Annotated in this window: 24 protein-coding genes; 7 read left to right on the top strand and 17 right to left on the bottom strand. The window is 49.1% G+C overall.

The features are described 5' to 3' along the window. Window positions 1–22: 22 nt before the first annotated feature. The 5 genes from B9G79_RS04620 to B9G79_RS04600 all read right to left on the bottom strand — a co-directional run bounded on the left by B9G79_RS04620 (window position 23) and on the right by B9G79_RS04600 (window position 8,218). Window positions 23–1,303, bottom strand: coding sequence for a hypothetical protein (locus B9G79_RS04620; RefSeq protein ID WP_088564493.1), 1,281 nt, complete (start codon window positions 1,301–1,303; stop codon window positions 23–25). A 46-nt stretch (window positions 1,304–1,349) separates the two neighbouring features. Beyond that, window positions 1,350–1,952, bottom strand: a complete 603-nt coding sequence (locus B9G79_RS04615) for a hypothetical protein (protein ID WP_088564492.1) — start codon at window positions 1,950–1,952, stop codon at window positions 1,350–1,352. Continuing rightward, window positions 1,952–4,696: a hypothetical protein gene (locus tag B9G79_RS04610; protein WP_198298042.1), complete on the bottom strand. Its 2,745-nt coding sequence runs from the start codon at window positions 4,694–4,696 to the stop codon at window positions 1,952–1,954. The genes B9G79_RS04615 and B9G79_RS04610 overlap by 1 nt, the downstream gene beginning before the upstream one ends. Window positions 4,697–4,705: 9 nt before the next feature. Then, complete coding sequence (locus B9G79_RS04605) at window positions 4,706–5,236, bottom strand: protease (protein ID WP_088564491.1); 531 nt, start codon at window positions 5,234–5,236, stop codon at window positions 4,706–4,708. Between the two features lie 201 nt (window positions 5,237–5,437). After that, window positions 5,438–8,218 (bottom strand): hypothetical protein, encoded by a 2,781-nt coding sequence (locus B9G79_RS04600; RefSeq protein ID WP_088564490.1) that lies wholly within the window; start codon window positions 8,216–8,218, stop codon window positions 5,438–5,440. Between the two features lie 315 nt (window positions 8,219–8,533). Between B9G79_RS04600 and B9G79_RS04595 the strand changes: the two genes are divergently transcribed. Both B9G79_RS04595 and B9G79_RS04590 read left to right on the top strand, forming a co-directional pair. After that, a complete protein-coding gene (locus tag B9G79_RS04595; RefSeq protein ID WP_088564489.1) occupies window positions 8,534–9,148 on the top strand; it encodes a hypothetical protein in 615 nt (204 codons plus the stop codon). After that, the gene (locus B9G79_RS04590) at window positions 9,123–10,061 is read left to right on the top strand and encodes an HTTM domain-containing protein (RefSeq protein ID WP_232469162.1); all 939 of its coding nucleotides are present in this window, start codon (window positions 9,123–9,125) and stop codon (window positions 10,059–10,061) included. The genes B9G79_RS04595 and B9G79_RS04590 overlap by 26 nt, the downstream gene beginning before the upstream one ends. A gap of 42 nt (window positions 10,062–10,103) precedes the next feature. On the opposite strand, the gene B9G79_RS04585 is transcribed toward B9G79_RS04590, so the two are convergent. From B9G79_RS04585 to B9G79_RS04575, 3 genes are all read right to left on the bottom strand, one after another. Beyond that, window positions 10,104–11,057, bottom strand: coding sequence for an HTTM domain-containing protein (locus B9G79_RS04585; RefSeq protein ID WP_232469160.1), 954 nt, complete (start codon window positions 11,055–11,057; stop codon window positions 10,104–10,106). Continuing rightward, window positions 11,035–11,610 (bottom strand): hypothetical protein, encoded by a 576-nt coding sequence (locus B9G79_RS04580; protein ID WP_232469159.1) that lies wholly within the window; start codon window positions 11,608–11,610, stop codon window positions 11,035–11,037. Before B9G79_RS04580 ends, B9G79_RS04585 begins: the two co-directional genes overlap by 23 nt. 132 nt (window positions 11,611–11,742) lie before the next feature. Next, window positions 11,743–12,000, bottom strand: a complete 258-nt coding sequence (locus B9G79_RS04575; RefSeq protein ID WP_088564486.1) for a hypothetical protein — start codon at window positions 11,998–12,000, stop codon at window positions 11,743–11,745. A 278-nt stretch (window positions 12,001–12,278) separates the two neighbouring features. On the opposite strand from B9G79_RS04575, the gene B9G79_RS04570 reads away from it, so the two are divergent. Further along, the gene (locus B9G79_RS04570; protein WP_232469157.1) at window positions 12,279–13,148 is read left to right on the top strand and encodes a murein L,D-transpeptidase catalytic domain family protein; all 870 of its coding nucleotides are present in this window, start codon (window positions 12,279–12,281) and stop codon (window positions 13,146–13,148) included. Window positions 13,149–13,214: 66 nt separating this feature from the next. Here the strand turns inward: B9G79_RS04570 and B9G79_RS04565 are convergent, their stop codons facing one another. After that, window positions 13,215–14,600: a sugar phosphate nucleotidyltransferase gene (locus B9G79_RS04565; protein WP_232469155.1), complete on the bottom strand. Its 1,386-nt coding sequence runs from the start codon at window positions 14,598–14,600 to the stop codon at window positions 13,215–13,217. A 244-nt stretch (window positions 14,601–14,844) separates the two neighbouring features. On the opposite strand from B9G79_RS04565, the gene B9G79_RS04560 reads away from it, so the two are divergent. Continuing rightward, window positions 14,845–15,840 (top strand): lysylphosphatidylglycerol synthase transmembrane domain-containing protein, encoded by a 996-nt coding sequence (locus tag B9G79_RS04560; protein WP_088564483.1) that lies wholly within the window; start codon window positions 14,845–14,847, stop codon window positions 15,838–15,840. Window position 15,841: 1 nt separating this feature from the next. Here the strand turns inward: B9G79_RS04560 and B9G79_RS04555 are convergent, their stop codons facing one another. Beyond that, window positions 15,842–16,825 carry a D-glycero-alpha-D-manno-heptose-1,7-bisphosphate 7-phosphatase gene (locus B9G79_RS04555; RefSeq protein ID WP_088564482.1) on the bottom strand — a complete coding sequence of 328 codons (984 nt, stop codon included), beginning with the start codon at window positions 16,823–16,825 and terminating at the stop codon, window positions 15,842–15,844. A 96-nt stretch (window positions 16,826–16,921) separates the two neighbouring features. On the opposite strand from B9G79_RS04555, the gene B9G79_RS04550 reads away from it, so the two are divergent. From B9G79_RS04550 to B9G79_RS04540, 3 genes are all read left to right on the top strand, one after another. Further along, the gene (locus B9G79_RS04550) at window positions 16,922–17,446 is read left to right on the top strand and encodes a DUF2062 domain-containing protein (RefSeq protein WP_088564481.1); all 525 of its coding nucleotides are present in this window, start codon (window positions 16,922–16,924) and stop codon (window positions 17,444–17,446) included. A 12-nt stretch (window positions 17,447–17,458) separates the two neighbouring features. Then, complete coding sequence (locus tag B9G79_RS04545) at window positions 17,459–19,414, top strand: TIGR03545 family protein (protein ID WP_088564480.1); 1,956 nt, start codon at window positions 17,459–17,461, stop codon at window positions 19,412–19,414. A gap of 198 nt (window positions 19,415–19,612) precedes the next feature. After that, window positions 19,613–20,713, top strand: coding sequence for a hypothetical protein (locus tag B9G79_RS04540; RefSeq protein WP_088564479.1), 1,101 nt, complete (start codon window positions 19,613–19,615; stop codon window positions 20,711–20,713). Window positions 20,714–20,846: 133 nt separating this feature from the next. On the opposite strand, the gene B9G79_RS04535 is transcribed toward B9G79_RS04540, so the two are convergent. The 7 genes from B9G79_RS04535 to rpmJ form a co-directional block, all read right to left on the bottom strand. Further along, window positions 20,847–21,419, bottom strand: coding sequence for a TlpA disulfide reductase family protein (locus B9G79_RS04535; protein ID WP_088564478.1), 573 nt, complete (start codon window positions 21,417–21,419; stop codon window positions 20,847–20,849). A gap of 208 nt (window positions 21,420–21,627) precedes the next feature. Continuing rightward, a complete protein-coding gene (gene rplQ / locus B9G79_RS04530) occupies window positions 21,628–22,098 on the bottom strand; it encodes a 50S ribosomal protein L17 (protein WP_232469153.1) in 471 nt (156 codons plus the stop codon). 229 nt (window positions 22,099–22,327) lie between these two features. Continuing rightward, on the bottom strand, window positions 22,328–23,359 hold the full coding sequence (locus B9G79_RS04525) for a DNA-directed RNA polymerase subunit alpha (RefSeq protein ID WP_038448232.1): 1,032 nt from the start codon (window positions 23,357–23,359) through the stop codon (window positions 22,328–22,330). A gap of 20 nt (window positions 23,360–23,379) precedes the next feature. Then, the gene (rpsD, locus tag B9G79_RS04520) at window positions 23,380–24,006 is read right to left on the bottom strand and encodes a 30S ribosomal protein S4 (RefSeq protein WP_011165329.1); all 627 of its coding nucleotides are present in this window, start codon (window positions 24,004–24,006) and stop codon (window positions 23,380–23,382) included. 10 nt (window positions 24,007–24,016) lie between these two features. Further along, entirely contained in the window at window positions 24,017–24,409 is a 393-nt protein-coding gene (gene rpsK / locus B9G79_RS04515) for a 30S ribosomal protein S11 (protein ID WP_011165330.1), read from the bottom strand. A 14-nt stretch (window positions 24,410–24,423) separates the two neighbouring features. Then, window positions 24,424–24,798: a 30S ribosomal protein S13 gene (gene rpsM / locus B9G79_RS04510; RefSeq protein WP_011165331.1), complete on the bottom strand. Its 375-nt coding sequence runs from the start codon at window positions 24,796–24,798 to the stop codon at window positions 24,424–24,426. Between the two features lie 2 nt (window positions 24,799–24,800). Continuing rightward, window positions 24,801–24,914 carry a 50S ribosomal protein L36 gene (gene rpmJ / locus B9G79_RS04505; protein WP_011165332.1) on the bottom strand — a complete coding sequence of 38 codons (114 nt, stop codon included), beginning with the start codon at window positions 24,912–24,914 and terminating at the stop codon, window positions 24,801–24,803. Window positions 24,915–24,993: the final 79 nt, after the last annotated feature.

Here is a 24,993-nt window from a genome sequence, read left to right as displayed (position 1 = left end):
TGTTCCTTCTGATATCAATTAGCTATTTGCAGTTAGGGCAGTTTCCATCAAGATCTGCCATTTCGATTTTCGTGTGAGTGCAGATGTTTGCACCGTGTTTTTGCCATTTGCGCAGTTTAGGATAGTGACCCAGACCGTCTTTTTCCTTGAAGATGTAGCGAACTTTACAGAATTTCGCTGCTGCACCTTTGTTGTACTTATCAAGATAGATCGGAGTGTTCTTATCGATCGTCTGCACGAAGTTCGCGCCGCTGATCAAATCCTTGATATCACCAGCAAGATACTTAGTGTGATTGCTTACTGGATCGTCAATGTCAGTGATGTCATTGTCGAACTGAGGAGTGTTGCTTCCGTTTGGATGCTCATCAGTGTCGCTGCAGTTGCCGTTTTCACAGTTTTGAGTCTGAGAAGTACAGATCAAGTGTGCTTGAACTTCAAGGTCCGCGAAGTCGCTGTAACCTTTACCGTTGTACTTGTGACCGATGTCTGTCAAAGAAGCTTCAGCGATGACTTTGTAAGCCGCTTTGTAGTGGCTGTAGTCAATCTGAGAACCGCGGTAGCAGATATCCACGAAGTATGCCGCATTGTATGTTTCACTGCCCAGGTTGAAGGACAATTTATCCAATACTCTGTCGAACGCATCAACTTCACCGAATAGAGTCGCGAAGTAAGGGCTGATGCCGGAAACTTTGTCAGTGTGAGGATCTTGACGGTCTTCCCACTTAGTCCAGCTTGCATGAACGTAGTTACCGAACTTACGACCTTCTTGAGTGGAGCATACGCAAGTGTTGCCGTTGCCACCATTGTTGCCGCCACCTGGGTTGGAACAAGTTCTGTCCTGAGAGTTGAACGTGTGACCAGATGTTTTACAAGTGATGTCGCAGTATACGAATTTACCTGGACCGGCCTGGTCTTTTTCAGAACCAAGAACACCCGGAGGTACGTTGCTTGCGTGAGTCGGCGTGCTAATCCAGTTACGGCCTGCAGCTTCACACGCAGACTTGGTATTCAACGGTGTGTTGGACCAGGTAGCCAGGTTCTGGATGAATTGCGGTGTTGGCTTAGAGCCGCCTTCGCAATCCAAGCCATCACACTTAGGCGTACACGCCGTGTTTGTGCCTTCGTAGTAACAGATCTTTTTATCGCCGTAGGTGTCGCCTTTTGTCAGCAAACCCGCGTTACAGGGATAGATGCTTGGACCCGAGCTGTTCACTCGGAAACTATAGTTGACCTGGATGGCGTTTGCCTGCATCGCCACCAAGGTGACGGCTGTCGTAGCCATCGCTTTTAACAAACGTTTCATGTTGTCTCCTTCCCATTTAAGGGTGTTGTTGTAGTAAACTGATAAATCAGTTCATTTTAAAAATAAGTGGTGCACTCAAAGGACGCTGACCAAATCCTGGCTGTCGAGGCTGCACCTCAAAGGCAGAGGTCTGGCCCACATTGTTGCGACAAAGCACGTAGCTCAGTGCAACCGGCTGATGAACTTCATCCAGCTTTACGGCAAGCAGGGTGTTTTCTCCGGTCTCTCCACAGAAAAAGCGAAGTTCCTTGGTAAAGGCGTCCCCGCCGACCGGGCTGTAGTAGTTAAAGACACTTTTTAAATCCAGCATTACGTACTTCTCAGTCCCCAGGAACCGAACCAGATCCTTGCGGTCGTTCACTTCCCGCGAAATGGCATACACTCGGGAAATTTCCGTGAAGAGCTGACGCAGTAACGGCGATGTTGTGCCCGCACAGTTACGACAGTACGGCTCCGGCCGTTGGCAAGCCGTCGCATTCTGGCAAAGACTTTGGCAGTCCCCCGAAGATGCCGTGTCGCAAGTGACTTTGGTCATCTTGGCATATTGGCCTCCGGGTTGTTTTATATAGGTGCTTTCCACCAAAAATGCTTGAGCGAAAATTGGCTGAAGCAGAATCAATGTCGTGATGGTTCCAATCCACTTTTTCACTAGAAGCCCCAGAAGTTGTGACCGATGGTCTGACGACAGTCTTTGCTCATGCCGTACATGCCACCGAATTTTTCATATGTTTTGAATTTCTTCCCGTCCTCTGAACAACTGTATTTGACGCGCACTTTGCCGTTACAATAGTCAGACTGGATGATCACCGCAGAAGATGGTGTGGTATTGCCGTTGGCATCCGTCAGCTCTTCCAGCTCGAGATGCTTCACTTTCTTACCTGTGTATCTTTCGAAGTAATCAGCAGCTTTTGCGGCGCAGACGTTCTGATAGCAGCCGACTCCGGCGGCCAACTGATCCACGCAGTGATCCGGGATGGTGCCGTACTTTTTATAGGTCTCCACGACCCGGTTTACGTCCACTTCCTGCAGACGAGGAATATTAACCTTGTCTTTCTTGGCAGTGATATAGCGATGAATACTGCGGAACAGGTATACGCCCAGTTTGATCGGATTCAGAGGCAGACCACCCGTGGAAACGGCCGCCCCCCCCGCAACACCTACGAAGTTAATGGAGCAACCACCGCAATAAGACTTGCTGACGGTCGGACTGGTCTGCAGCCCTCCGTTGGATTCACCTATCGTGGTCCCATTGTCGCGAATTTTACAATAATTTACGGAAATTCCGTTGAAGGCATAGAAACTGAAATCTTTGGCACTGTTGGGTGCAATTGACACCGCACACGGCGCCCCCATCAAGGGACCGAAGTCCGCCAGTAAGGCCATTTCCATTTTTTCTTTCTGGATTTTTGGATCAAACTTCACCGCTCCATTTTTGATCATCGCATTGAGGCTTGTGACTTTCGGTGGTTTGAAGTCCACATCCAAATAAAGTGGCAAAGCATTCCAGCCAAACAGGGCCGTGCTAGCCAAATCAGCCATCAGGCGTTTGTTTGCACGACGGGTCTGATACCATGGATCATAAACTTTACATGCTTTCAAATCGGCATAAGGATTAAAGACGTCCGGAGTGGAAACTGTCGAATTCACCGGAAGGAATGCATCCGCATATTTCGCCACAGCATAAAGATCCACCATGGACTTGATAAGACGACGGGTGCAGTCGATCGCCGAAGCACAAATAGAGTTCCCGGGATCACTGGCGCGAGTGGCATCCCACACCAGCAACGGGGCCCCAAACTTCATCGGCTGAATATCGGCCGCAATCGTCGCCGGAGGAGCCACACCCAAAAGTTCACGTGCCCAGGCGTGGAAACCACTTCTGTTCACGGTGTAACCAGCCACATTCCAGATTTTCTCTCGCTCTAGGGAGTCGCAGAACGCAACCACTGTTTCGCTGACTTTATCAAAATATCGAGTCGCATCTGCCAACTGAACCTGAGAGCCGTGGAAAGAACGCTGCATGACATCCAGTTGCTGAACCTTATCAATGCCGGTTTTCATAAAGTCCAGGCGCTGATCCCCGGCCAGACGGGCTTCCGTGCAGAGGTAGTAAAGTTCGTCGCGGTGCTGGTTGGAATAACTCTTGGCAAAAGCCAGTGGTTTTACGAACTCGCCCAGCTCTGCCGGAGTCATCGCCCCCGCCACGATGCTCAGAAACTGAATCGCACTTTGCACACGGTTTTTCATGGATCCGCGCGCCGTCACATAGTTCTTACGGAAGTTTTCAACCCAGTCAGAAGCATCTTCATAGCTGCGTGTCCCCAGGAAGTCGTCATTAACATCACGAGGGCCGCGGTTGACGACATCGTCTTCAGGGCCTTTGGGAACTTCTTTGCGATGCTCAGTTTCATTGCCGTCGGGACGGGCCAGCTCGCGAATGCTGTTCATTGACAAAGTGGCGGCGTCACATTCGGGCTTCTCAATGCTTTTACAGCCGTTGGGAATCATCATAATGGACTCTTCAAGGGCGATGGAACGGAACATCTGACCGTACTCCGGTGCCACTTGAAGTGGAATATTGGAATATCTCCAGGCAAAAGAAAGATAGATTTTTACACTATTCCAGAAATCGAATCCGACCGAGGCGAAGTCCACCGCCCGGGGAATTTTCAAATCAAGCTGGATAATTGAGTTACGCGAATCCAGGGTCGCATCAGCACTTTCACAGTCTGTGATATACTTTTCTCTGGCCAGTGCAGCTTGAGCCACTGACAAAAGGACTGACTTGTCCACTTCAACGGAATTCAACTGCTCCTGAAGAGCCGAGAATCTTTTTACATAGAAGCAGGCAACCCGGTCGGTCTTTTTCATCGACATAAAGTGGGTGCCGTTGAATTTATCAAGACTTTCCCAGCGCAATCCCGCCCCTTCAGAATTATCCCACAACTTGGAAAGATAACCATTCAGCTCGGGGCAGTAGGTCTTGTTCTGACATTTTTCAGCGATGGCGTTATAGCCAGTCAAAGATGACGTTTTAAGGTTGGTCGGAAGAAGCGGAAGCTGTCCGGCCATCAGCTTGTTCATGATCACTTTAGTAAGACGGGTCACCGCAATCCGAAACTGCTGCATACCCTCGGCACTCATCGCCTCGGCATTGGAGCCGATATTTTTACCAAGGGAATATACCATCTTTCCGGCATTGTACCCGTCCACCACAATAAAAGCGGACTCGGTCGGAATCTCAGAGTCTACGGCGCATTGCGCGCGATTCGTAATTCTCAACTTATTCAACTGTGCCTGGGAGGTGGCCGTCGTTTGTGCCTCAGCACCCATCGCCATCATCCAGATCACTGCCATCAACACGGTTTTGCCCATAGACCCTGCATTATTCATTTAAGACCTCTAGTTAAGACCGCTGCCACATGAGCTGACTTTGTTCAGCATGGTTGTATAGAACAAAACCACCGTCTGATCCGCTGGAGAGAAGTTTCTCTTCACAGAACCATCGGAGTTCACCATGTTGTACAGGTAGGTATTTACAAAACGATATACCGCCGGCGTAACCAGCAGATTGGAACGGCACTTGTAGTTCTTGTATGTCACAGTGATGTTTGCGTAGCCGTTACTGTTGTTATTGCCGTTGTCATAGTCGCCGATGTAGATGGTATCCCCGTCGCCCCCATTGGCGCGTCCGTAACCGACCTGAAACTGCACGGTCCATCCGGAACCACTGCTGTCCTGGCCGACGATCTTACAAAGATTGCCTGAACAGGCGATCGCCATCTCATTCTCAATTTTCTTCTGCAGCTCTGCTTCAGAATATTGAGGAAGCGGGCGTGGATCGAATTCTCCAGTGCCATCATCGAATTCATTCGCAGTCGCCTGCATTGTTGTCGCCAACAAAACTCCCGCAAGAAGCGCCTTGAGTTTCATAACTTCCCTTTCCCATTCCTTGATTGGAATTTGTTTTTTTGGTGCGAAATATTTTTTACCAACCTGGCAAAAGGAAATTCAAACTACAGATCCGCAATTAAAGAGAATGTAATTATCAATCAGAAATGTTCGACGAAAAAAAAGGAAAGGCCGCTGGTGTTCACCAACGGCCTTTTGCGAGAACACTTCTCTAACCCGGGGTTAGAAAGTGACTGGCATCATGTGCGGAATTTTTCCTGCATCGGAATTTCCGATGATCATACCGCGCACTTTCGAGTGACGAGTTGCCGGCTGGAATGGAAGACCTTTGTAGTTCGGAGATTGAACTGCAGGCACCCAGCGTCCGGAACCATCCACCATCCATTCACGGAAGTACATATTGATGTGAGTACCTTCAACCAGATAGTCGATTGTGGTGCCCGCACCCGCAATGGACATCGCCGCACGGAATGTGAACAGATTCTCTGCCATACCTTCACCGAATGCGCCGTAAGCGGCGGCAAACGCCTTAGGATCGGAGTTCATCGTTTTATACATGGTCTTCAAAGCATAGTACATTTTGCTTGCGGCCTCGGCCGTTTTCTTGGTCGTGACGTTCACGCAAGAACCCGGAAGACGTGCTCCACTATCCATCATGCACAGATCGTAAGGATCATTGCGCTCGTTGAAGTAGGAATAGATCTGATCCGTGGACTTGTCGATGAAGGCATCCTGACTCATGCTCTGAGCCGCTCTCATCAGTCTCATGGTGTTTTCGTCACTGAAGTTCACGTTGAACTCAATGCCGGTGTAACCCAAATCTGCATCAGGCACGCCCACCATCAGGGAATCCAAGCCGGTTTTCTTAACCAAAGCATAGATACCGGATCTTAGACGTTTGCCGTTGGAGCTTTCGTGCTTGAAGGCATAAGAATAAGTACCAAACATGCTTTCCATGCGCGCTTTGCTATCCCAGTTTTCAACAGAATACTTGGCACCATAGAACATGAAGTCTTTTTCTTTATGCTTGAACCAGAAGCGGCTGTCTTCAGAATCAGAGTAGATTCCGTAGTGAACAACGGCAGTGTTGCGATCCAAATGCATTTCAGATGTGGTGTAAGAGTTGATCTTACCCTTGCTGTACGTTTTGTCCCAAATGATTGGCAAAGCCAAAGACTTGCTGACAACACGGCCCGTCGCCACAGATCTGAATGTTTCAACCTTAACAACTGGAGCACGCTCAACCAAGTTTCGTGGTTTGTCGGCTGACAGAGTTTCTGAAGCCAAAACGTTTCCGCGGATCACGTCTTCGTATGCTTTGCGGCCAGTATCGGTCGTCAAATCGAACAAGAAGGAGAATCCGTCATCGGAAGATCTGAACTCACTCAAGCTCAACGTCAGGATGGACACATTCGTGAACATCGAGAAGCTGTTCAGCTTACCTTTGGACATTTTTACGTAGGCACGGTCCGAACCGACTTTTTCCACGTAAGTTTCCCACGTACCGTTCGCCAGTTTTGCAACCCCTGCACCCACCGGACCGAAGCCCGCGCCTGCAGAGAAGATGATTCCACCGTGACCGATGTAAGTGATGCTGTCACCTGGATCCCACGTGTCCAGATCCGCGGCGTCTTTTGGAACAGACCAGCGACCACCCATATTACGGGCTTTGTCCAGAGTGCTCACATAGCGAACAGACTCTGTCTCTTTACCCATGATTGGCAGAACGCCGACATAGCCCCAGAAGTGCTGACGCAAACCTGTCGCATTGTCGAACCAGAAACGCACCTGCGCACCCAGACCCACTTCGATAGCACCGTAAACAGTTTTTTGGAAACCGTCACGATAATCGCCGTAAATCAGCGTATCGGAAGTTGGACGGTAGTCATACTTTACGATGGACGCCGGTTGCACATTTCTGAAGTGCGGAGTCAGATTCACGATGTACTGACCGTAATCGAAGCTCAGGTGGAACAGAGGCTTCAATTTCGCCCGCAGTTTATTTTTCTCTTCTTCTTTGAATCCAGTCGAACTGGAGGATGTCGCCGTGGACTCTCCGGTCGTGGAAGTAGAAGTTGAAGACGTGGAAGAACTGGACGAGCTGGAAGACGTCGTCACTTCACCTGTCGTGGATGTAGTCACAGAAGTAGACGTTGCCGTCGTTACTGTGGTTGCCGTGTCAGGATTGTAAGTGGTGGCAGTCGTTACACTGGTCGTCGGACCGTAAGTCGTCGCCGTTGTGTACCCAGTGGAGTAGCCTGTAGACGTATAACCAGTTGACGTATAACCGGTGGTATAGCCCGTGGTGTAACCCGTCGTATAACCCGTTGTATAGCCGGTGCTATATCCCGTGGTGGTACCTTTGTGCCCGTTGTGACCGTTATGGCCATTGTTTCCGTTGTTTCCGTTGTTTCCGTTGTTGCCGTTATTGCCGTTATTGCCGTTATTGCCGCCGTTATTGCCGTTGTTGCCGTTGTTGCCGTTGTTACCAACAATACCGTTGTTCCCGATAACTCCGTTATTACCGTTGTTACCGTTATTACCGTTACTTCCGTTGTTCCCGCTACTTCCAAGAACCCCGTTGTTTCCTAGGACGGCATTGTTACCGTTATTTCCGTTATTTCCGTTATTGCCGTTGTTGCCACTGCTACCGACAATACCGTTATTCCCGACAATTCCGTTATTACCATTATTGCCGTTGTTACCGCTGCTGCCAACGATACCGTTATTTCCGGCAAGTCCATTATTGCCATTGTTACCGTTGTTGCCGCTGCTGCCAACAATACCGTTATTTCCGACAACTCCACTGTTGCCATTGTTACCGTTGTTCCCAACAGCCTGAATAACCTTAGAGTTAAGATTTACAAATCCTCCGCGGCCCCCAACTTCAATTACCTGCGTGTCTTTCTTGACGGTATTATTTGTCGGTTTATTTGCAAACGCGACGTTTGCAATCATCGACATCCCCGCCAGGAAAATCACTTTCCCAGACATCCCACCCATTGCATTCTCCTTTTTGCAGCCCTCGCCCGCGGCAATGGAAGACATCCACCGCTACAGACAACGACCGGTTAATTTTTTCTTCGAGCTGACAGAATTTTTAGAACGCAGAAAATATTTTTGACACTTAAATAAATCATAATTTCAGCCATTTAATTGACACTTCCAAAGTATGTTAATCAGCATTGCAGACTTCGCAGAATTGGGAAGCTGACCTTCAGAAACTTGCAAAAGCGTAAAGAACTATTCCGAGAATTCTATGTTAAGAACCATATGCAAATATCATTTAAGGACGGATCCTCCACAGGAGAAAAAACAGTGACACTGAAAGAAAAGATGCAATTTGCATTCAATCAGTCAAAAAAAATCATCATCATGAGCTTCTTCACCCTGAATGTGGGCATCATGGTCGTTGACGGCCTGCCCGATCAGAGCAAATTGGGAGAACGCTTCATGTCGTTTGTGAAACGTTATCAAGCACTGGTTATGCTCTATCAACCCTGGGCGATGTTTGCTCCGAATCCAATGAACACCAATGCGTTCATCGAAGCCGACCTTAAATTCGACGACGGCTCCACAGGTGTTTGGAAGATGCCTCGCCCTCTGAATATCAATGGCCCCCGTAAAGTTTTGACCGGAGACCGCTATCGCCTACTAGGCCAAGAGACCCTGCTACCAAATCAAAACGAGCTTGTCTGGTTCGATGTCTCCCGCTTTGTGACTCGAGAAGTGATGCAGGCCGAAAGCACCGGCAAGAACCGCATCCTGAAGGAAATATCCTTCAAACGATATCAGAGCCGAGTCGCTCCTCCGCCAGAGGCCCCACTGATTCCACATGGCACCCTGAGCAGCAAATACGACATTGAAACGATCTTCGTTTACACCCCGACCTTTGAAAGGATTCGCCATGAAGCTACGAACAATCGCCAATAGCGTTGATGAGTTTCTGTTCAAACCGCAACCAGTCTATAGCGTCGCCCTGCTGCGAATTGGCTTGGGACTGATTCTGCTGTTCAATTGGCTGATGATATATACGGATCTGGAAGTTCTTTTTGGACCCGATGGAATTGTGTCATTGCAAACTGCGCAGCAGTACGGTAATCCCCTGCGTTTTTCTTTATTTGACTACATGCCGAACTCGTACAAAGTCACAGCCACAATTGCCTTCGTGCATCTGCTGGCCGTCCTAGCTTTGACATTCGGCGCGTGGACAAGGATGTCCATTCTAATTGCCTTTGTCACCTTGACTTCATTTCATCACCGTAACGGTTTTATCATGAACAGTGCAGACTCTGTCTTAAGAGTTTTCTTGTTCCTGCTTCTGTTCACCCCGTCTGGTGACGCTTTTTCCATCGACCGCTGGCGACTGCGCCTAAAAGGCAAAGCCCCTGAGGTTCCAGCAGAAAAAGCGCCTTGGGCCTTACGCATGATTCAGATTCAGTTCTGCATCATTTATATAGCCACGGTGTTATTCAAAATCAAAGGCGACCGCTGGGTTGATGGCACCGCTGTCTATATCGCCACGCGCCTGGATGATTTTGTCCGTTTTGAACTGCCAATTCTGAACAATATGGTCCTGATCAAATACATCACCTGGTCGACCTTGCTTGTTGAATTTGCCCTGGGAACTCTGGTGTGGGTGAAGGAACTGCGCTACTGGGTGCTGCTGGCTGGAGTCGGCCTGCATCTGGGAATTGAGTTCACAATGTCCATTCCGGTTTTTGAATGGGCGATGATTGTGGTCATGATCAGCATGGTGGATTCCCGGGACATCGACCGATGGATTCAAAAGCTTCAGGAATACCGCAGGTCCCGCACAAAACATCCCGAACCAGCAACAACATAACTAGGATACAAAAAAAGCCGCTGCAACCAGCGGCTTTTTTATTTATTTAACTTTGGCCAGTATCGGCGGTCTCCAGGACAAAATACTTGAAAACAATCTTCCCTCTTTCGCCAGTGTCAGCCAGTCTTTCATATCTTCTGGGTCCACCATGCAGATCATCACTATAATCATGATCCATTCAAACATCGGAATATTCATTGAAAGCTCGATTCCCAGGTGCAAACCCACACCGGCCAGCAACACCCAGTAGCGCAGTTCTCGAATCCAGATCAGAGTCCCCAAAGCCAGCTCCACCGCCAAGGTCGACCAGGTCAAAAACTTGATCACCAGCAGATTGTTCAGCAAACCCAATGGCATGCGCACGAATTCATCCAGACGGGTCGCAACGTATACTGCCGTCCCGTCCGCCCACAAAGCCCCCTTCATTTTGAACATCACCGTGGCAATGTAAATGATACTGAACTGAATCTGCATCAAACGCAGCCCCCATGGCGCTTTATCCACCGGTTCTTCCGGCGCCAGCCCCCGTCGCACCTGCCACCAGCGATCCACCGACAACCAGTCCCCACAAGGAGTCAGGAACAACAAAAACAGAAAATTGCGGATCACAATGTCAGAGCTGTTCAGAACAAAGACGTTGCGGTTATGAAACGAAATCAGCGTGAAAAATGCCACCGCAATGGAGGTGCGGGTGAAAAGCCCGAATAGCACCCCGATCACCGCCCCCAAATGAACCAGGGCCAGCAGCGCCGGCACCCGCGGATCCGGTGGTAACAGTTCAAACAAACTAAAGCGGAAGGCGCTCCCCATCTTTAAAGCGCTTTCCAAAGAGAAGATCCCTTCAACTCCCCAGAACGTGTCCAGATGGTTCCACACCATAAACCAATTGATCAGCAAAACGACTCCGAACAATACTCGCAGCAACGCCACGGTATGCACCGGCTGGGGCTTAAAGAAAAATTCATTCAATCCACTAGTGAGAGTTGTTAGCTTCATAACGAGGTCCTCCGGTGGGTTTAAAGTGGAAAACACTTTCGCTGGTGTAGGCCGTGCTCATCTGTCCATGCGGTATAAACACCTGGGTCGGCGGCTGTACAGTATTGGTGTGACGATAGAAATATAGCTGTTCAAACTCACGCTTGCGACCCAGTTGTTCCAACTTGGCCACTTCGCGCGCCACATAACGGGACAAATCAAACCACAGTTCTGATTTTTCCATCGGCAGAAGATTATCCTGCTGATACTTGCGATAGCGTTCACCCGCTGTGAAACGGTCCCAGCTGTCCAACTGCGAAGCCCTCGGGAAGGTCCACTGTTCGGTCGAGCCATCTTTGAATGTGATTGTCGCAGTTAAGTAAGAATTTACTGATGCAGGATTGGGAGCAAACATGCTCCAGGGCTGATCCAATCCGAAGAAAACCTGATAAGGCGACAGGGCCTGCAGGATGCGGTCCCCGACGGCACTGCGGTCCGGCAGTGCCGCTGTGATCATCATCACGATGTGACCAGTAATAAAGGCTGAAATCAGAACCTTTTTGAGTGCCGCCATGGCGAACCCCCTGTTGTTGTTGACCAACATCAGGGTTTATCCGAGGCTCCCCACCTCACACAACAGCATTCCAGCGCATCAGAATTAAGAATTCATCAACTAGATTTCAGCCCTTTAAGAAACCACAAGAAGTTACTTTTTCTTGCCTTCGCTTTTCACTTCCACAGTATCTGCCGCCATCGTGTATTCAATCGTCACCTTCTGACCGACCTTCAGATCACCCGTCACTTTGGTGTTCGGGTTTCTTTCAATCTCCCAGCGGTCACTGCCTTTTTGAACAATGATGCGAGAATCAGAAAGCTCCACGATCGGGCCCGTCACCTGATAGGTCTTGGCCGCCAAAGCACTCAGTGAAAGCAACATCGCACCCAGTATAACCACAAATTTCATATAAGCTCCTTGTAAGAGTCGTGTTTGATTATTATTAAAGTCACCCAGTGAAAAAGCTCAATTCAGAACCCCAAAAACTGCCTAAGAGCAGGGAAAAAGGGGCTATTCCGGAACGTCGGCGAACGGCGTCGATTTTCTGTACAAGGGGACTTTTCACGGCACCGCCCCCGCATTCAGCTCAAAATTAGGACACTAAAGCAGGCAAAAAAGCTGGCACATGCCTTGTAAGGAAAGTTCGTGGAATTATTGAATCCTCACGTAATTGAAAGTTGGAAAGCATGAAGAAACTTGTGGCCGCCCTTATCATCACCCTTGCCAGCATCCAAAGTTATGCTGACAGCCTGTATGACAAGAAAATCAAAGACGTGCGCATTTACGACATGTTTAAGAAACAAGGCGTCCCTGAGCCGGCTTTGCAAAGAACTTTCGAATTCCTGGATGTCAATGCGGGTAAAACCGTTAAAATGAAAGCGAAAATCCGTGGTCGCGAAAAGACCTACATGAGCACTCGCGAGGTCACCATCAAATCGGACTTTATCGCCATTATTGATTTCTCAAAACCCTCCAGTGAAAGACGCCTTTACATCATGAACATGCAGACTGGCGCCGTGACCAAGCACTTTGTTGCACACGGCAAGGGCTCTGGCGTGAACGTGGCGGCGAAATTCTCGAACATCGATGGCTCGAAGATGTCTTCCCTGGGACTGTACCTGGGCGGCAATACTTACTATGGTGGTCACGGCGAATCTTTGAATCTGTATGGTCTGGAAGCTTCCAACAGCAACGCCGCTGAACGCGACATTGTCGTGCACGCCGCGAACTACGTTTCTGAAGACTACGTAAAAAGCCAGGGCCGTCTGGGTCGCAGCTGGGGTTGCCCGGCAGTTGCTCCGGGTATCATCAAAAGAATGCTGAACAACTTCAAAGAAGGCGGTTTGGTTTACGCATATCACAAAGACCTGACAGCCAGCACACAGAAAGACCCCACTCTGCAAGTCGTGCAAGAGCACGTGGATGAGGAAGACATCGATCTTCCTGAGGAAGAAGAAAGCGTTCGTAAGAACCCAACCGCAGCCTCTTCCACAAGCGGCCTGCCAACCGGAAACGCAGAAGTTCTATCCGTACCGCTGGAAGAATCCAGAGACTAGAAAACAAAAAGGGCTGCAAACGCAGCCCTTTCTTTTTTCGCAAATCCAAACTCAAATTTCCAATATCTAATTTCTTGAATAGTCGTCCTGGTAACGAACGATGTCGTCTTCTCCGAAGTAGGTTCCCAATTGAACCTCCACGAATTCCAGCATCTCGCTGGAGTTGTTGCGCATGCGATGCTTCGCACCCAGTGGAATATGAATGTGACTTCCGGCCTTCACCGGGATCACCTGGTCATTCAGAACCACCTCGCCCGACCCTTGAGTGATCGTCCAGTGTTCCTCACGTTTGGCGTGCGACTGATAGGACAACTGGGAATGCGGGTTTACGCGGATGACTTTGGACTTAAAGTTCTCTGTGTCCTTCAGGATTTCAAAATAACCCCAAGGGCGGTATTCAAAGACATGCTCTTTCACCAGCGGGGACTTTGCCTGAGTCAAAGTCTCAACCACATGGCGCACATCCTGGGACTGGCCTTTTTTAACCAGCATCAAGGCGTCCTTGGTGTCCACGACAATCACGTCTTCCAAGCCGATCATAGAATAATTTTTGGTCGGCTCACCAAAGACGAAATTGTCCTTTCCTTTGACGTTGATAATGTCCTGCCCCTTTTGCAAAGCAGCCACGGCATCCCAAGAGCCCACGTCACTCCAGCCAAAGTCCGCTGGCACGCAAGCCAGTTCAGATTCGCTGAGCTTTTCCATGATCGCATAGTCAATGGAAATGCTTTGCACCTGAGCGTAGATATCACCCAAATTGGAGGCATCTGCTTTCAAGGCAGAAATTTGCGCCCACATCGCCGGCTGATGTTTTTCAAACAGGCTTGCCATATGAGACACTTTGAAAACAAAGATCCCGGCATTCCAACTGAATCCACCTTGTGCCAAAAACTCTTCCGCTTTCTTCAGATCCGGCTTTTCATGGAACTTCACCACGGAGTACGCTTTCAGCGCCCCGCTTTCTTTCAGGCTCGCCGTTTTGGTTTGAATATAGCCATATCCAGTTTCCGGATAAGACGGGGTGATCCCCAACGTGACCACACGGTTTTCTTTCGCCACTGCAGAAGCAAATTCCACAACCTTCAGGAACGCATCTTCTTTGGTGATCAGATGATCCGAGGGGAAGACTCCGACGATTTCATCGCCCTTCCCCTGATCCAGTAAAAGCTTGCACAAAGCCGCCACGGCAGGTGCGGTGTTTTTGCCCACAGGTTCGTAGACAACCTTAACGGCTTCGCCTTGGTTGGCCTTAACAGCTTCGCCTTGGTTGGCCTTAACAGCTTCGCCTTGGTTGGTTTTCAGATTCAGTTCGGTCAGTGTCTGCAGGGCCTTGGAGGTGACAATCCAGGGGCTTCCCATACGCAAACATCTTTTCAGGGTCAGAGTCTGTAAAGGCTCCCCGAAAATGTCGCAAAATTGTTTGGGCATCTGCTGACGGGATACGGGCCACAATCGTGTTCCGCTTCCTCCCGATAATATAACCGGTATCAAAACTACCTCCGAAATCAGTCCTCAATCTATATCATCAAAGCCAGTTTCTGAGTAATTAAGACCTTACAATGGCTCAATTCGTCAAAAAACTGAGGCTTTTTAGCTGCTTAAAAGCCCTGCTCAAATCGAATTTAAGCCCCCTAAATCTTTGCACACCCGTACTTCGAGGTAGTGTTCTGAGCTGATTTCAAGTAAGACAATCCCCATGGTTAAACACACCAAAAAGCTTTTGGTTCAGTCCTTTAAGATTCTTTTTTCAGCCGGCATCATTTACTGGCTGATCCAATCCGGAAAGCTGAACTTCTCTGCCCTTAAAAACCTGCTGACGCCGACCACGGCGTCTGTGGCACTGCTTTTGGTTTTGCTGAACCTTTTCCTGGCCAGCGAAAGATGGCGCACCCTGATTCGCTCTCAAGGAATGAATGCCGGCCCTCTGAAAGTCTTCAAACTCAGCCTGATCGGCTCGTTCTTTAACTTTGCCATGCCCGGCGGGGTCGGTGGCGATGTCATCAAGGCTTACTATTTCACCCGTGCCAATCCCGGATCAAAAGTCATTGCCGTGACCAGCGTCCTGATGGACCGGGTTCTGGGCCTGTTTGCCATGGTGCTATTGGCACTGCTGGTGATGCTTTATGACCTGAACCACATCATGACCATCCCGGCCCTGACGACGCTGTTCTGGTTTATTCTGGCGCTGTTCTTTGCGTTTGTGATTGCTTTGGCTTTGATCTTTTCCCCACAGATCTACAAAACCTCGCTGCTAAAGCGTGTGATCAACAAACTGCCTTTGTCTGAAAAATTCATGAAGCTTTATGAAAGCATGCATCTTTATGGCAAAGACGGAAAACGCTTCATGCTGGTGCTGCTTCTAAGCCTGCTGTCCCAGGGCTGCTCGATCGTGTTTTTGATCATCGCCGGCAATGCCGCAGGCTATTCTGAAGTGGCTGCCAAAACCTATTTCCTGGTGGCACCACTGGGCTATATGGCGACAGCCATCCCAATTTCCCCGGCAGGGGTTGGTGTGGGTCAGGCGGCTTTCTATTTCCTGTTTAATATCTACAACGGAAGCACATCCGAGGTGGGACCAACTGTGATCACGGCCTTCCAAGTGACCAACTTCGTAGTGAGCTTGCTGGGCGCTTTCTTCTATCTGCGCATCAAAGAACGCGTGGATGCCTCCACACTGGAAGACCTGGGCTAAATTAAAGCTTCAGGTCCGAGAGTTTTTCCAAAACTGTAAACTTAAAACCAGAGTATGCGGACTGATGCGCCTGCAGGGATTTGACTTCCTTATCAGTTTTCTCTGAAGCCAGCAGGTAAAGACGTCCGACCCCGGCGGCAAAAGCCGCTTTCAAATCAGAAGCACTATCTCCGACCATCACAGATTTCGCCATGTTCACACGCAGCTTGTTGTTCACCTTCAGCAACATGCCGTTACGAGGTTTGCGAAGGCCCGCCAGCAAACGGCCGCGCGGACTGCCCGCTTCGTCGATAAACGCCGACCACTCACAGTCGTCAATCCACGCCCCCTGCTGGGCCAAAAGCTGCATCATGCGCTGATGCACGGACTGATACTGGGACCAACTGATCCAGCCTCGCCCCAAACCGGACTGGTTTGTCACCAGTGCCACCCAATAGGACTGCGCATGAGCGCTGTTAATCAATTCACAAATTCCCGGAAGCAACTGAACGGCTTCGGGGTCTTTGTTATAGGGAACATTCTTAACCACAACATCATCGCGATCCAGGAACAGACAGCCTGCCCCGTGTTCGCCATCCAAACCCTGCAAGGCAGACCATTGCCCCCAGTGCGCTTTTAAACTTTGCAAAATCAACTGCCACTTGTGCAGGCTTAAATCCGCAAAAGCATAGTCCCACTGATGGGACTCCGCCGGCGAAACTTCATCCCCCACCAACAGACGCTGGCCATTCAGAACGGCATCCAGGGAAGACAGGATCGATTTTTGGTTGGACTGGAAAATAACCAGATCTTCAGGGCGTGTGACATACTTTTGTGCCCGCAGATCCTGCGCCGTGCGCGTGACGAAAGGAATCTCCCCGGCAAAGTCCTGCACCAATGGCTGCTGCCATTGCGACAATGTGGCCGGATTCTGATCCGCAATAAAGACCAGACTGCCGCCCAACTGAACTGTTTCAACAATCAAAAGTTCCAGGGGATGTGACATAGGGGCCCAGTTTACGACAAACCGCCCCTTGTGTCCTCGGGTTTCTACTTGCCGCCTTGCATTTATGCTTATTAAAATTCCTGCAGGAGGAAATCCATGACGGCCTTACTGAAGCAGATTTTTAATTTTCTAAAACTCCTCAACTCGGACACCGGAACCAACCAATTGGCCTCCGGCCTGTCGCTGGGACTGATCCTGGGGTTTTCCCCGTTTATTTCCATTCAGACTTTTGTGGTCTTTGCGATTATCTTTATTTTCCGCGTGCAGATTGGTGCCGCCTTCCTGTCGGCGTTCTTTTTCAAGTTCGTGGCCTTCATGTTTGACGGACCGGCTCACCACCTGGGTAAAGCCGTGCTTGAAAACGAAAGTCTGAAACCACTGTTCACCACCATGTACAACATGCCACTGGTGCCAATGACCCGCTTCAACAATAGCATCGTGATGGGATCCATGATTGTTTCCATCCTGCTTTTGCCGTTTGCGTTTTTTGCCTTCAAAGCGCTGATTCTGAAGTATCGCGCGACGGTGGTGGCAAGATTTAAAGGCACAAAGTTCTGGAAAGCCTTCACGGCGACCAAGCTTTACAACTGGTACTGCACTTACGACAACCTTTACGGCTAGGACACACAGCACATGACAACACCTGAAACAACACCCGTAAAAAAGAAAAAAGAAAAAGGCCCGATCCGCTGGGAAGCCATCATTCCGTTTGTGATCATCTGTGCGGTGATTGGATTGTATTTCCACTTCTTCTTCGACTCTCACCTGCGTAAGGGCATGGAATGGGCCGGTTACAAAGCTGTCGGCGCTGAAGTGAACATCGCCAAAGTCGAAACCAGTTTCTTCAACGCCAGCCTGCGCATTCAGGGCATCGAAGTCACTGACGCAGAAAAGCCGACCCACAACTCTTTGAACATCGGCGACATCCGTTTCTCGATGCTGTGGGATGCTTTGTTGCGCGCCAAAGTGGTGGTGAATGAAGCGGCCGTTGAACAGATCGCCTTTGGTGTGAAGCGTGCCCGCCCGGGCCGCGTGGCTCCGCCAGAGCCGGTGTCCAACGAACCAGGCCTTGCTGACAAACTGAAAGAACAAGCCATCAGCGAAGCCCAGCAACAAGCCGGCGACAGCGTTCTGGGTGACGTGATCGCGATGCTGACGGGCACTGACGCCAACGTGCAACTGCAAAAGCTGCAGGATTCATTGCCGTCCAAAGCGATGCTGGAAAACTTTGAAAAAGACCTGAAAGCCAAACAAGCCGCCTGGGATGCGCGCATGAAGTCCCTGCCTCAAGGTAAGGACATCGAGGCTTTGAACAAGCGCTTGAACAGCATCAAGTATAAGGACTTTAAAACTCCGCAGGAACTGCAGTCTTCCCTGCAGGAACTGGATAAAGTCTTTAAAGATGGCGATGCCATGTACAAACAAGTGCAGGGCGCAAGCAATGATCTGCAAAAAGATCTGAAAGCGCTTGAGGCCCAGTACAAAGAAATCGAAAAGCAGGTCAAGACCGACATCAAAAGTCTTGAGCAGCACTTCCGCATTCCAAAGCTGGATGCCAAGTCCATGTCGATGGCGATCTTCAATCGCTATTTGGGACCGTACAAAGCCAAATTCTTCCGCTACAAGGCCATGGCCGAAAAATACATTCCGCCCAACCTGCTGAATAAAAAAGAAAAAGATCCGGAAGATATTCCTCTTCAACCACATCCGCGTGAAAACGGAATCAGCTATGAATTCGGTCGTCCGAATTCTTATCCACTGGTTTGGATCAAACGCACGGCAGTCAGCTCTCAAGCGGGTCTGACTCCGGATGCCGGGAACATCAAAGGTGAAATCCTGGATATCACCACCCACCAGAAGCTGATCGGCAAGCCGACCGTAGCCTCTTTGTCCGGGGACTTCCCGTCCAAGGAAATCATGGGCTTCCTAGTGCGCCTGTCATTGGATAACACCAAGCCTGACAGCATCGTGGACTATCGCTTCAAGGTGGATTCCTACTCGATCGAAGGCAAAGAACTGGTGCAGTCCCCTGATGTGCAGATTGCCTTTAACAAGGCCAAAGGCAGCATCGGTATCGAAGGCAAGCTTGTGGGTCTGAAGAACATCACGGTGAACATGGATAACAAGTTCACCCAGATCGAATACGCCGTCGGATCCAAGAACGAGATTGCCGACCAGATTCTGAAGGCGGTCTTTGCCGGAATCCCGGTGGTGACGCTGACAGTGGACGGTCAGGGCACGTTCCCGAATGTTCCTTTGTCTATCAACTCCAACTTGGGACCTGAGCTGCAAAAAGGATTCGAAAAGCAGATCCAGGCCAAGATTGACGAAGCCCGCAAGAAAATCGAGGCCTACGTCAATGAAGAGATCGGCAAACAGCGCGCCCGCGTGGAAGCCGAAATCAACAAACTGCGCGGTGATCTGGACAAGGAAATCAAAAAAGCCGAGACCCAGTTGAACGAGCAGAAAAAACAAGCCGAAGCCCGCGTGAATCAGGCGAAAAAAGACGCCGAAAACCAAGGCAAGAAGCAGCTTGAAAAAGAAGGCCAGAAAGCTGTTGATGAATTGAAGAAAAGATTCGGACTTTAAGATTTCAACTTTTCTGACAACGCAAAAGACACCCCTAAAAAGGGTGTCTTTTTTTGTCTAATTTTTCAGCATGGTCCTGTAAAGATCTTCGACGGTAACTCGTAACTTACTGTTTTTACTTATCAATTTTCCTCACTTTTTCACTTTGCCTCTGTTTTAAGCATTTACTTTCATGCTAGCCTTGACGATGAGGTAGGTATGAAAGCATCGTTCAAAACACATTTAGCAGTTTTAGGTTGTGTGATTGGAACCCTCTCTGCGGGTTGCGCGAAAATGAATTTTGCGCCGGTCCCTGAGCAGGACACCACCGCGGTCACTCCGCCGACCACTCCCAGCAAAACCATCTCGACCAGCGAGGTCGTGGCTTACGGCAACAAACAGGTCGACTTCCTGTTTGTGCTGGATGATTCCAATTCGATGCTTCCCGAGCTTAGAAAGCTCGCAGCCCGCATGGGCACGTTCGTAAGCTCGCTGGATGCCAGCAATATCGACTGGCAAATGTGCCTGACGACCACCAGAGGCGTTTCTTCTGGCGGCTCCCTGGTCTATGGCACCCCCTACAATTGGGCCAACTATACACCCGCTGGTGGGTCTCCGGCCTATATCCTGAGAAAAGGGACTGCCAACCTGAATACGATTTTTAATTCCACGATTGATGCCCTGACCATTGGGGGCGGTAGCTCCGGGGATGAGCGTGCAATCAAAGCCGCCCATGACCATTTTGAAGCCGCAGGTTCCCATGGATGCTATCGCCCGGGCGCCGCGATTTCTGTGATCGTGATTTCCGATGAGGACGAGCGCTCTGTGGGGGGCGTGGCTTCCCGTGTGAAAGCAAATGATGCCGCCGGCGTGCTGTTACCGATGGAGGCTTCCGACATGCCTGCCAATCTGGTGGCTAAATCCAAAAATGTCTTCGGTCCGGATGTGCGCTTCACATTCAGTTCGATCATCGTGAAACCCGGCGACACCGCTTGCGAGGCCGAACAGGATAAAGACACTTCTCCAAGCCACGCAGGCTACTTCTACGAAGAGGCCTCCAGACTGACCGATGGAGGCGTGGGAAGCATCTGTGATTCCGACTACAGTGCCAACTTGAACACGTTCAAGGACAAGATCGTGAACTCGCTTTCCAATCTGACTTTGGAATGCGAACCGGTTCCGGAAACCTTGAAGGTCAGCATCGACGGCTTGAACATCCTGAACTACAAAGTCGAGAAGAGCATTTTGAAATTCACTTATGCGTTGATCGAAGGAACCAAGATTGACCTGCAATACGACTGCGTAGAGGGGATTCCATAGCAAGGCGACGACGTCGCCGCGCGCTCAAGCAAACTTGTTTGCGCGCGCCCAAGCAAGCAGACCTGTCTGCGCGCGCTTCTTCAAGCCTTTAAACGACAAAAGCCGCTCTCTCGAGCGGCTTTTTACTTTACCCTTACTGAGCAGGCTTCGTCGTTAATAAGCCCTGGATATAGGATACCGAGTCTTTATTGAACCACTCGATGGATCCCACAACTTTTTTAACCAGCTTGTGGTCTGTGCCCAGCACCAGGGATTCCGGCAGGCGCGCCACCTGGAACCGTTTCATCAAAGAGCGGTCTTCATCATAGACGATATGGATATTAGCGCCCTTCATTTCGGGGAAGGACTTCATAAAGACATCGATGTCATTACGACTGCTGTCACCAGAAACTGCGATAAGTTGTACGTCGCCTTTGAATTCCTTGATCAGCTTGACCAGGGAAGGGACTTCCTCGATACAAGGTCCGCACCAGGACGCCCAGAAGTTCAGAATAACCACTTTACCCTTAAAGGCTTCAAGCTCGACAGCCTTTCCGTCCAGATCCTTGGTCACAAAGTTAGGAACGCCTTCTTTTTCCATGGCTTCAATCGTGGCGTAATCTGAGGTGGTTTGGTTCAGCTTGCTGGCAAAGAACTGGGTGTAGGCCCACAAACCGGCTGCTGCCAGAATAAAGACGATACCGAAGGCTTTAAGGTGTTGTTTCATGGGACTCCCCTTCCAGCAAGGAACTGAGTATCCAAGGTAAAGATTGTCGTCCGGGATGGCAAGACGCACTGGTGATAAATAGCGAGAGCGGTTCGCAAAGCCAGTGAGAGGTCCGAGAGTTCTGAAGGATAAAACGAAGGTTGCTGAAAATAAAAAAGGCCCAAGTTTCCTTGAGCCTTTTTTTGAAGATCTTAATCAGATCCCGGAATTAAGCGCGAGCTGCAGATGCTGCTCTGTCTTTCTTCTGAGTCTTTTTAACAGCTTTTTTCTTCGCTGCTACTGCTTTAGTGGAAGCTTTTTTTGCAGCAGCTTTTTTAGCTGGAGCTTTTGTAGCTTTCGCAGTTTTAGCGGACTTTTCAGATTTCTCTGCAGTGTCAGCTGTTTTAGCTTCGAAATCGTAGTCTACGAACTCAAGGAATGCCATTTCAGCAGTGTCACCTGGGCGACGACCGATCTTGATGATACGAGTGTAACCACCAGGACGTGTTTTGAAACGTGGAGCAAGATCCTTAACGATTGTAGCAACCGCTTCTTTGTTAGGGTAACGAGAAAGCAACAAACGAGTTGTAGCCAAGTCACCTTTTTTACCCAAAGTGATCGCTTTTTCAACGTGGCGACGTACTTCTTTAGCACGGTCAACAGTTGTAGTGATACGGCCGTGCTCGATCAAAGAAGTCACAAGACCTCTCAACAAAGCTTTTCTTGGGCCAGATTTACGATCGAAATGTTTTACTCTTCTTCTGTGTGAACTCATTTTATTCTCCGGTTAAACGGGCTGACCGTATCAGGTATCAGCACGATAGAACACTCTGGGTTTATTTGGTTAGAGTGTTACTTTTCAGGGCTCCGTGCCCTCGCAGCCCCGCAGGGCCGCGTGTTCAAACACCGTTCTTGGTGTCTATTTTAGATTACTGTTGAGTCTCTCTCTTTTGAGGAGGTTGACTTGGATCCCAACCAGCCGGTGGCCAGCCTTCGATCTTCATGCCAAGACCCAATCCCATTTCGCCCAGGATTTCTTTGATTTCATTCAAAGATTTACGGCCGAAGTTTTTGGTCTTAAGCATTTCAGCTTCAGAACGTACTACCAACTCGCCGATGTAGCGGATGTTAGCGTTCTTCAAGCAGTTCGCAGAACGAACAGAAAGCTCAAGGTCGTCAACAGAACGGAACAAGTTCTCGTTCAGAGTTGGAGAACCAAGCTCGCGTGCTTCTTCTGCAGGCTCCATAGTCTCGTCGAAAGTCAGGAAGATTTGCAGTTGTTCTTTCATGATTTTGGAAGAAAGAGCTACTGCTTCTTCTGGCTTCAAAGAACCGTCTGTCCAAACTTCAAGAGTCAATGCATCGTAGTCAGTTCTTTGACCAACACGCGCATTGGAAACATTGTAGTTCACTTTTCTGATTGGGCTGTAAAGAGCGTCAACGCCGATAAAGCCAACTGGCAGATCAGTTTCTCTGTTTTCAACTGGTACATAACCACGACCGAAACTTACAACGATTTCCGCGTTGAAGTTTGCGTTCGCGCCCAAAGTAGCGATTGGAAGATCTGGGTTCAAAACCTCGATCTTATCGGTAGTTTGGATGTCCGCTGCAGTTACTTTGCCTGGACCTTTTTTGGAGATCTTCAAAGTCAAAGAATCTGCAGTGTACTGTTTAAAGCGCACTTCTTTGAGGTTCAGGATGATGTCAGTGACGTCCTCAAGAACATCTGGGATCGTAGTGAACTCGTGCAATACGCCTTCGAACTTAACAGCTGTAATTGCAGAACCCATCATGGAGCTAAGAAGAATTCTTCTTAGGGAGTTACCCAAGGTAACGCCAAACCCTCTTTCAAGGGGACGGATAATGAATTTAGCGTAGTCATCACGAAGAGAATCACGATCAACCTCAAATCCCTTTGGTTTGATCATTTCTCTCCAAAACTTATAATAGTGCTCTTGCATAGCTCCCCCGAGAGGTAAAATTATCTTGAGTAGTATTCAACGATCATGTTCTCTTCAACAGCAACTGCTACGTCTTCACGATTCGGAAGATCTTTAACAGTTCCAGTGAACTTAGCATGATCGGCTTCAAGCCATGCTGGCACAGAGCGTCTAGCTACCGCCTGGATAGCAGACTGGATCTTAGCCATTTCGCGGCTTGATTCAGCAACTTGAATAACATCGCCTTTATTCACAAGAATGCTTGGGATGTTAGCTCTTTTACCATTCAACAGGAAATGGTTGTGCTTAACAAGCTGTCTTGCTTCGCGACGAGAATTTGCGTACCCCAAAGTGTACACAACGTTATCAAGGCGAGTCTCGAGGAATTTCAGAAGCGCATGACCGGTCAATTCTTTTGCACGGTTGGCTTCTCCAACATATTTCACAAATTGTTTCTCAGAAACGCCATAGTATCTCTTGGCTTTCTGTTTTTCACGCAATTGAAGCGCAAATTCAGAGAACTTCAAACGAGATTGACCATGTTGTCCTGGAGGATAAGGTCTTCTTTCGAAAGAACACTTATCTGTGTAACAACGGTCACCCTTCAAGAAAAGTTTCACGTTTTCGCGACGGCAAAGCTTACAAACGCTTTCGTTAATGCAGCTCACGATATACTCCTTAGATTCTTCTACGCTTAGGTGGACGGCAACCGTTGTGAGGAACTGGAGTCACGTCTTTAAGAGACAAGATTCTCATTCCAGTAGCAGCCAATGCACGAATTGCAGGCTCACGACCAGCGCCTGGTCCTTTCAAGTAAACGTCCACAGATTTCATGCCTGCTTCCATAGCTTTCTTTGCAGCGTCTTCTGCCGCGACTTGAGCTGCAAATGGAGTACCTTTACGGCTTCCTTTGAAACCGAGGTGACCTGCAGAGGACCAGGACACGGTAGCACCGGTTGGATCAGTCATCGTTACGATAACGTTACCGAACCCAGCTTGGATATAGCAGTTCCCTTGAGGAACGTTTCTTTTTACTTTTTTCTTTGTAACAGCTTTTTTATCAGTGTTCATTTACGCAACCTCAATTATACGGCTTTTTTCTTGTTAGCTACCGTCTTCTTAGGACCTTTGCGAGTACGTGCGTTAGAACGAGTGTTCTGACCACGAACAGGCAAGCCTTTACGGTGGCGGATACCACGGAAGCAGTTCAGATCCATCAAACGTTTGATGGACTGACCGATTTCACGGCGCAAGTCACCTTCTACTTTGAAGTTAGCTTCAACGATGCTACGGATTTTAGCAATGTGCTCGTCAGTCAGTCCTTCAGTTCTTAGTTCAGAAGGAATACCAACTTGCTTGCAGATCATAGCAGCACGAGGACGGCCGATGCCGTAAATATAAGTCAATGCGATTTCAACGCGCTTATTTCTAGGTAAGTCGACACCAAGGATACGTGCCATGATTAACCCTGCCTTTGCTTATGTTTAGGGTTCTCGCAGATAACGCGAATAACGCCTTTTCTTTTAATAACTTTACACTTGTTACAGATAGCCTTAACTGATGGTCTTACTTTCATAATGTCTTCCCATACGCTTATAGTTTCCACTTTTATTAAAAAGTGAAAATTCCAGCAAAAACACGAATGCGGTCCGGCA

This window comes from Bdellovibrio bacteriovorus, assembly GCF_002208115.1.
Taxonomy (GTDB): Bacteria; Bdellovibrionota; Bdellovibrionia; order Bdellovibrionales; family Bdellovibrionaceae; genus Bdellovibrio; species Bdellovibrio bacteriovorus_C.
Note: the sequence above shows the minus strand (reverse complement) of the source record. Positions and strands in the feature narration are given on the sequence as shown.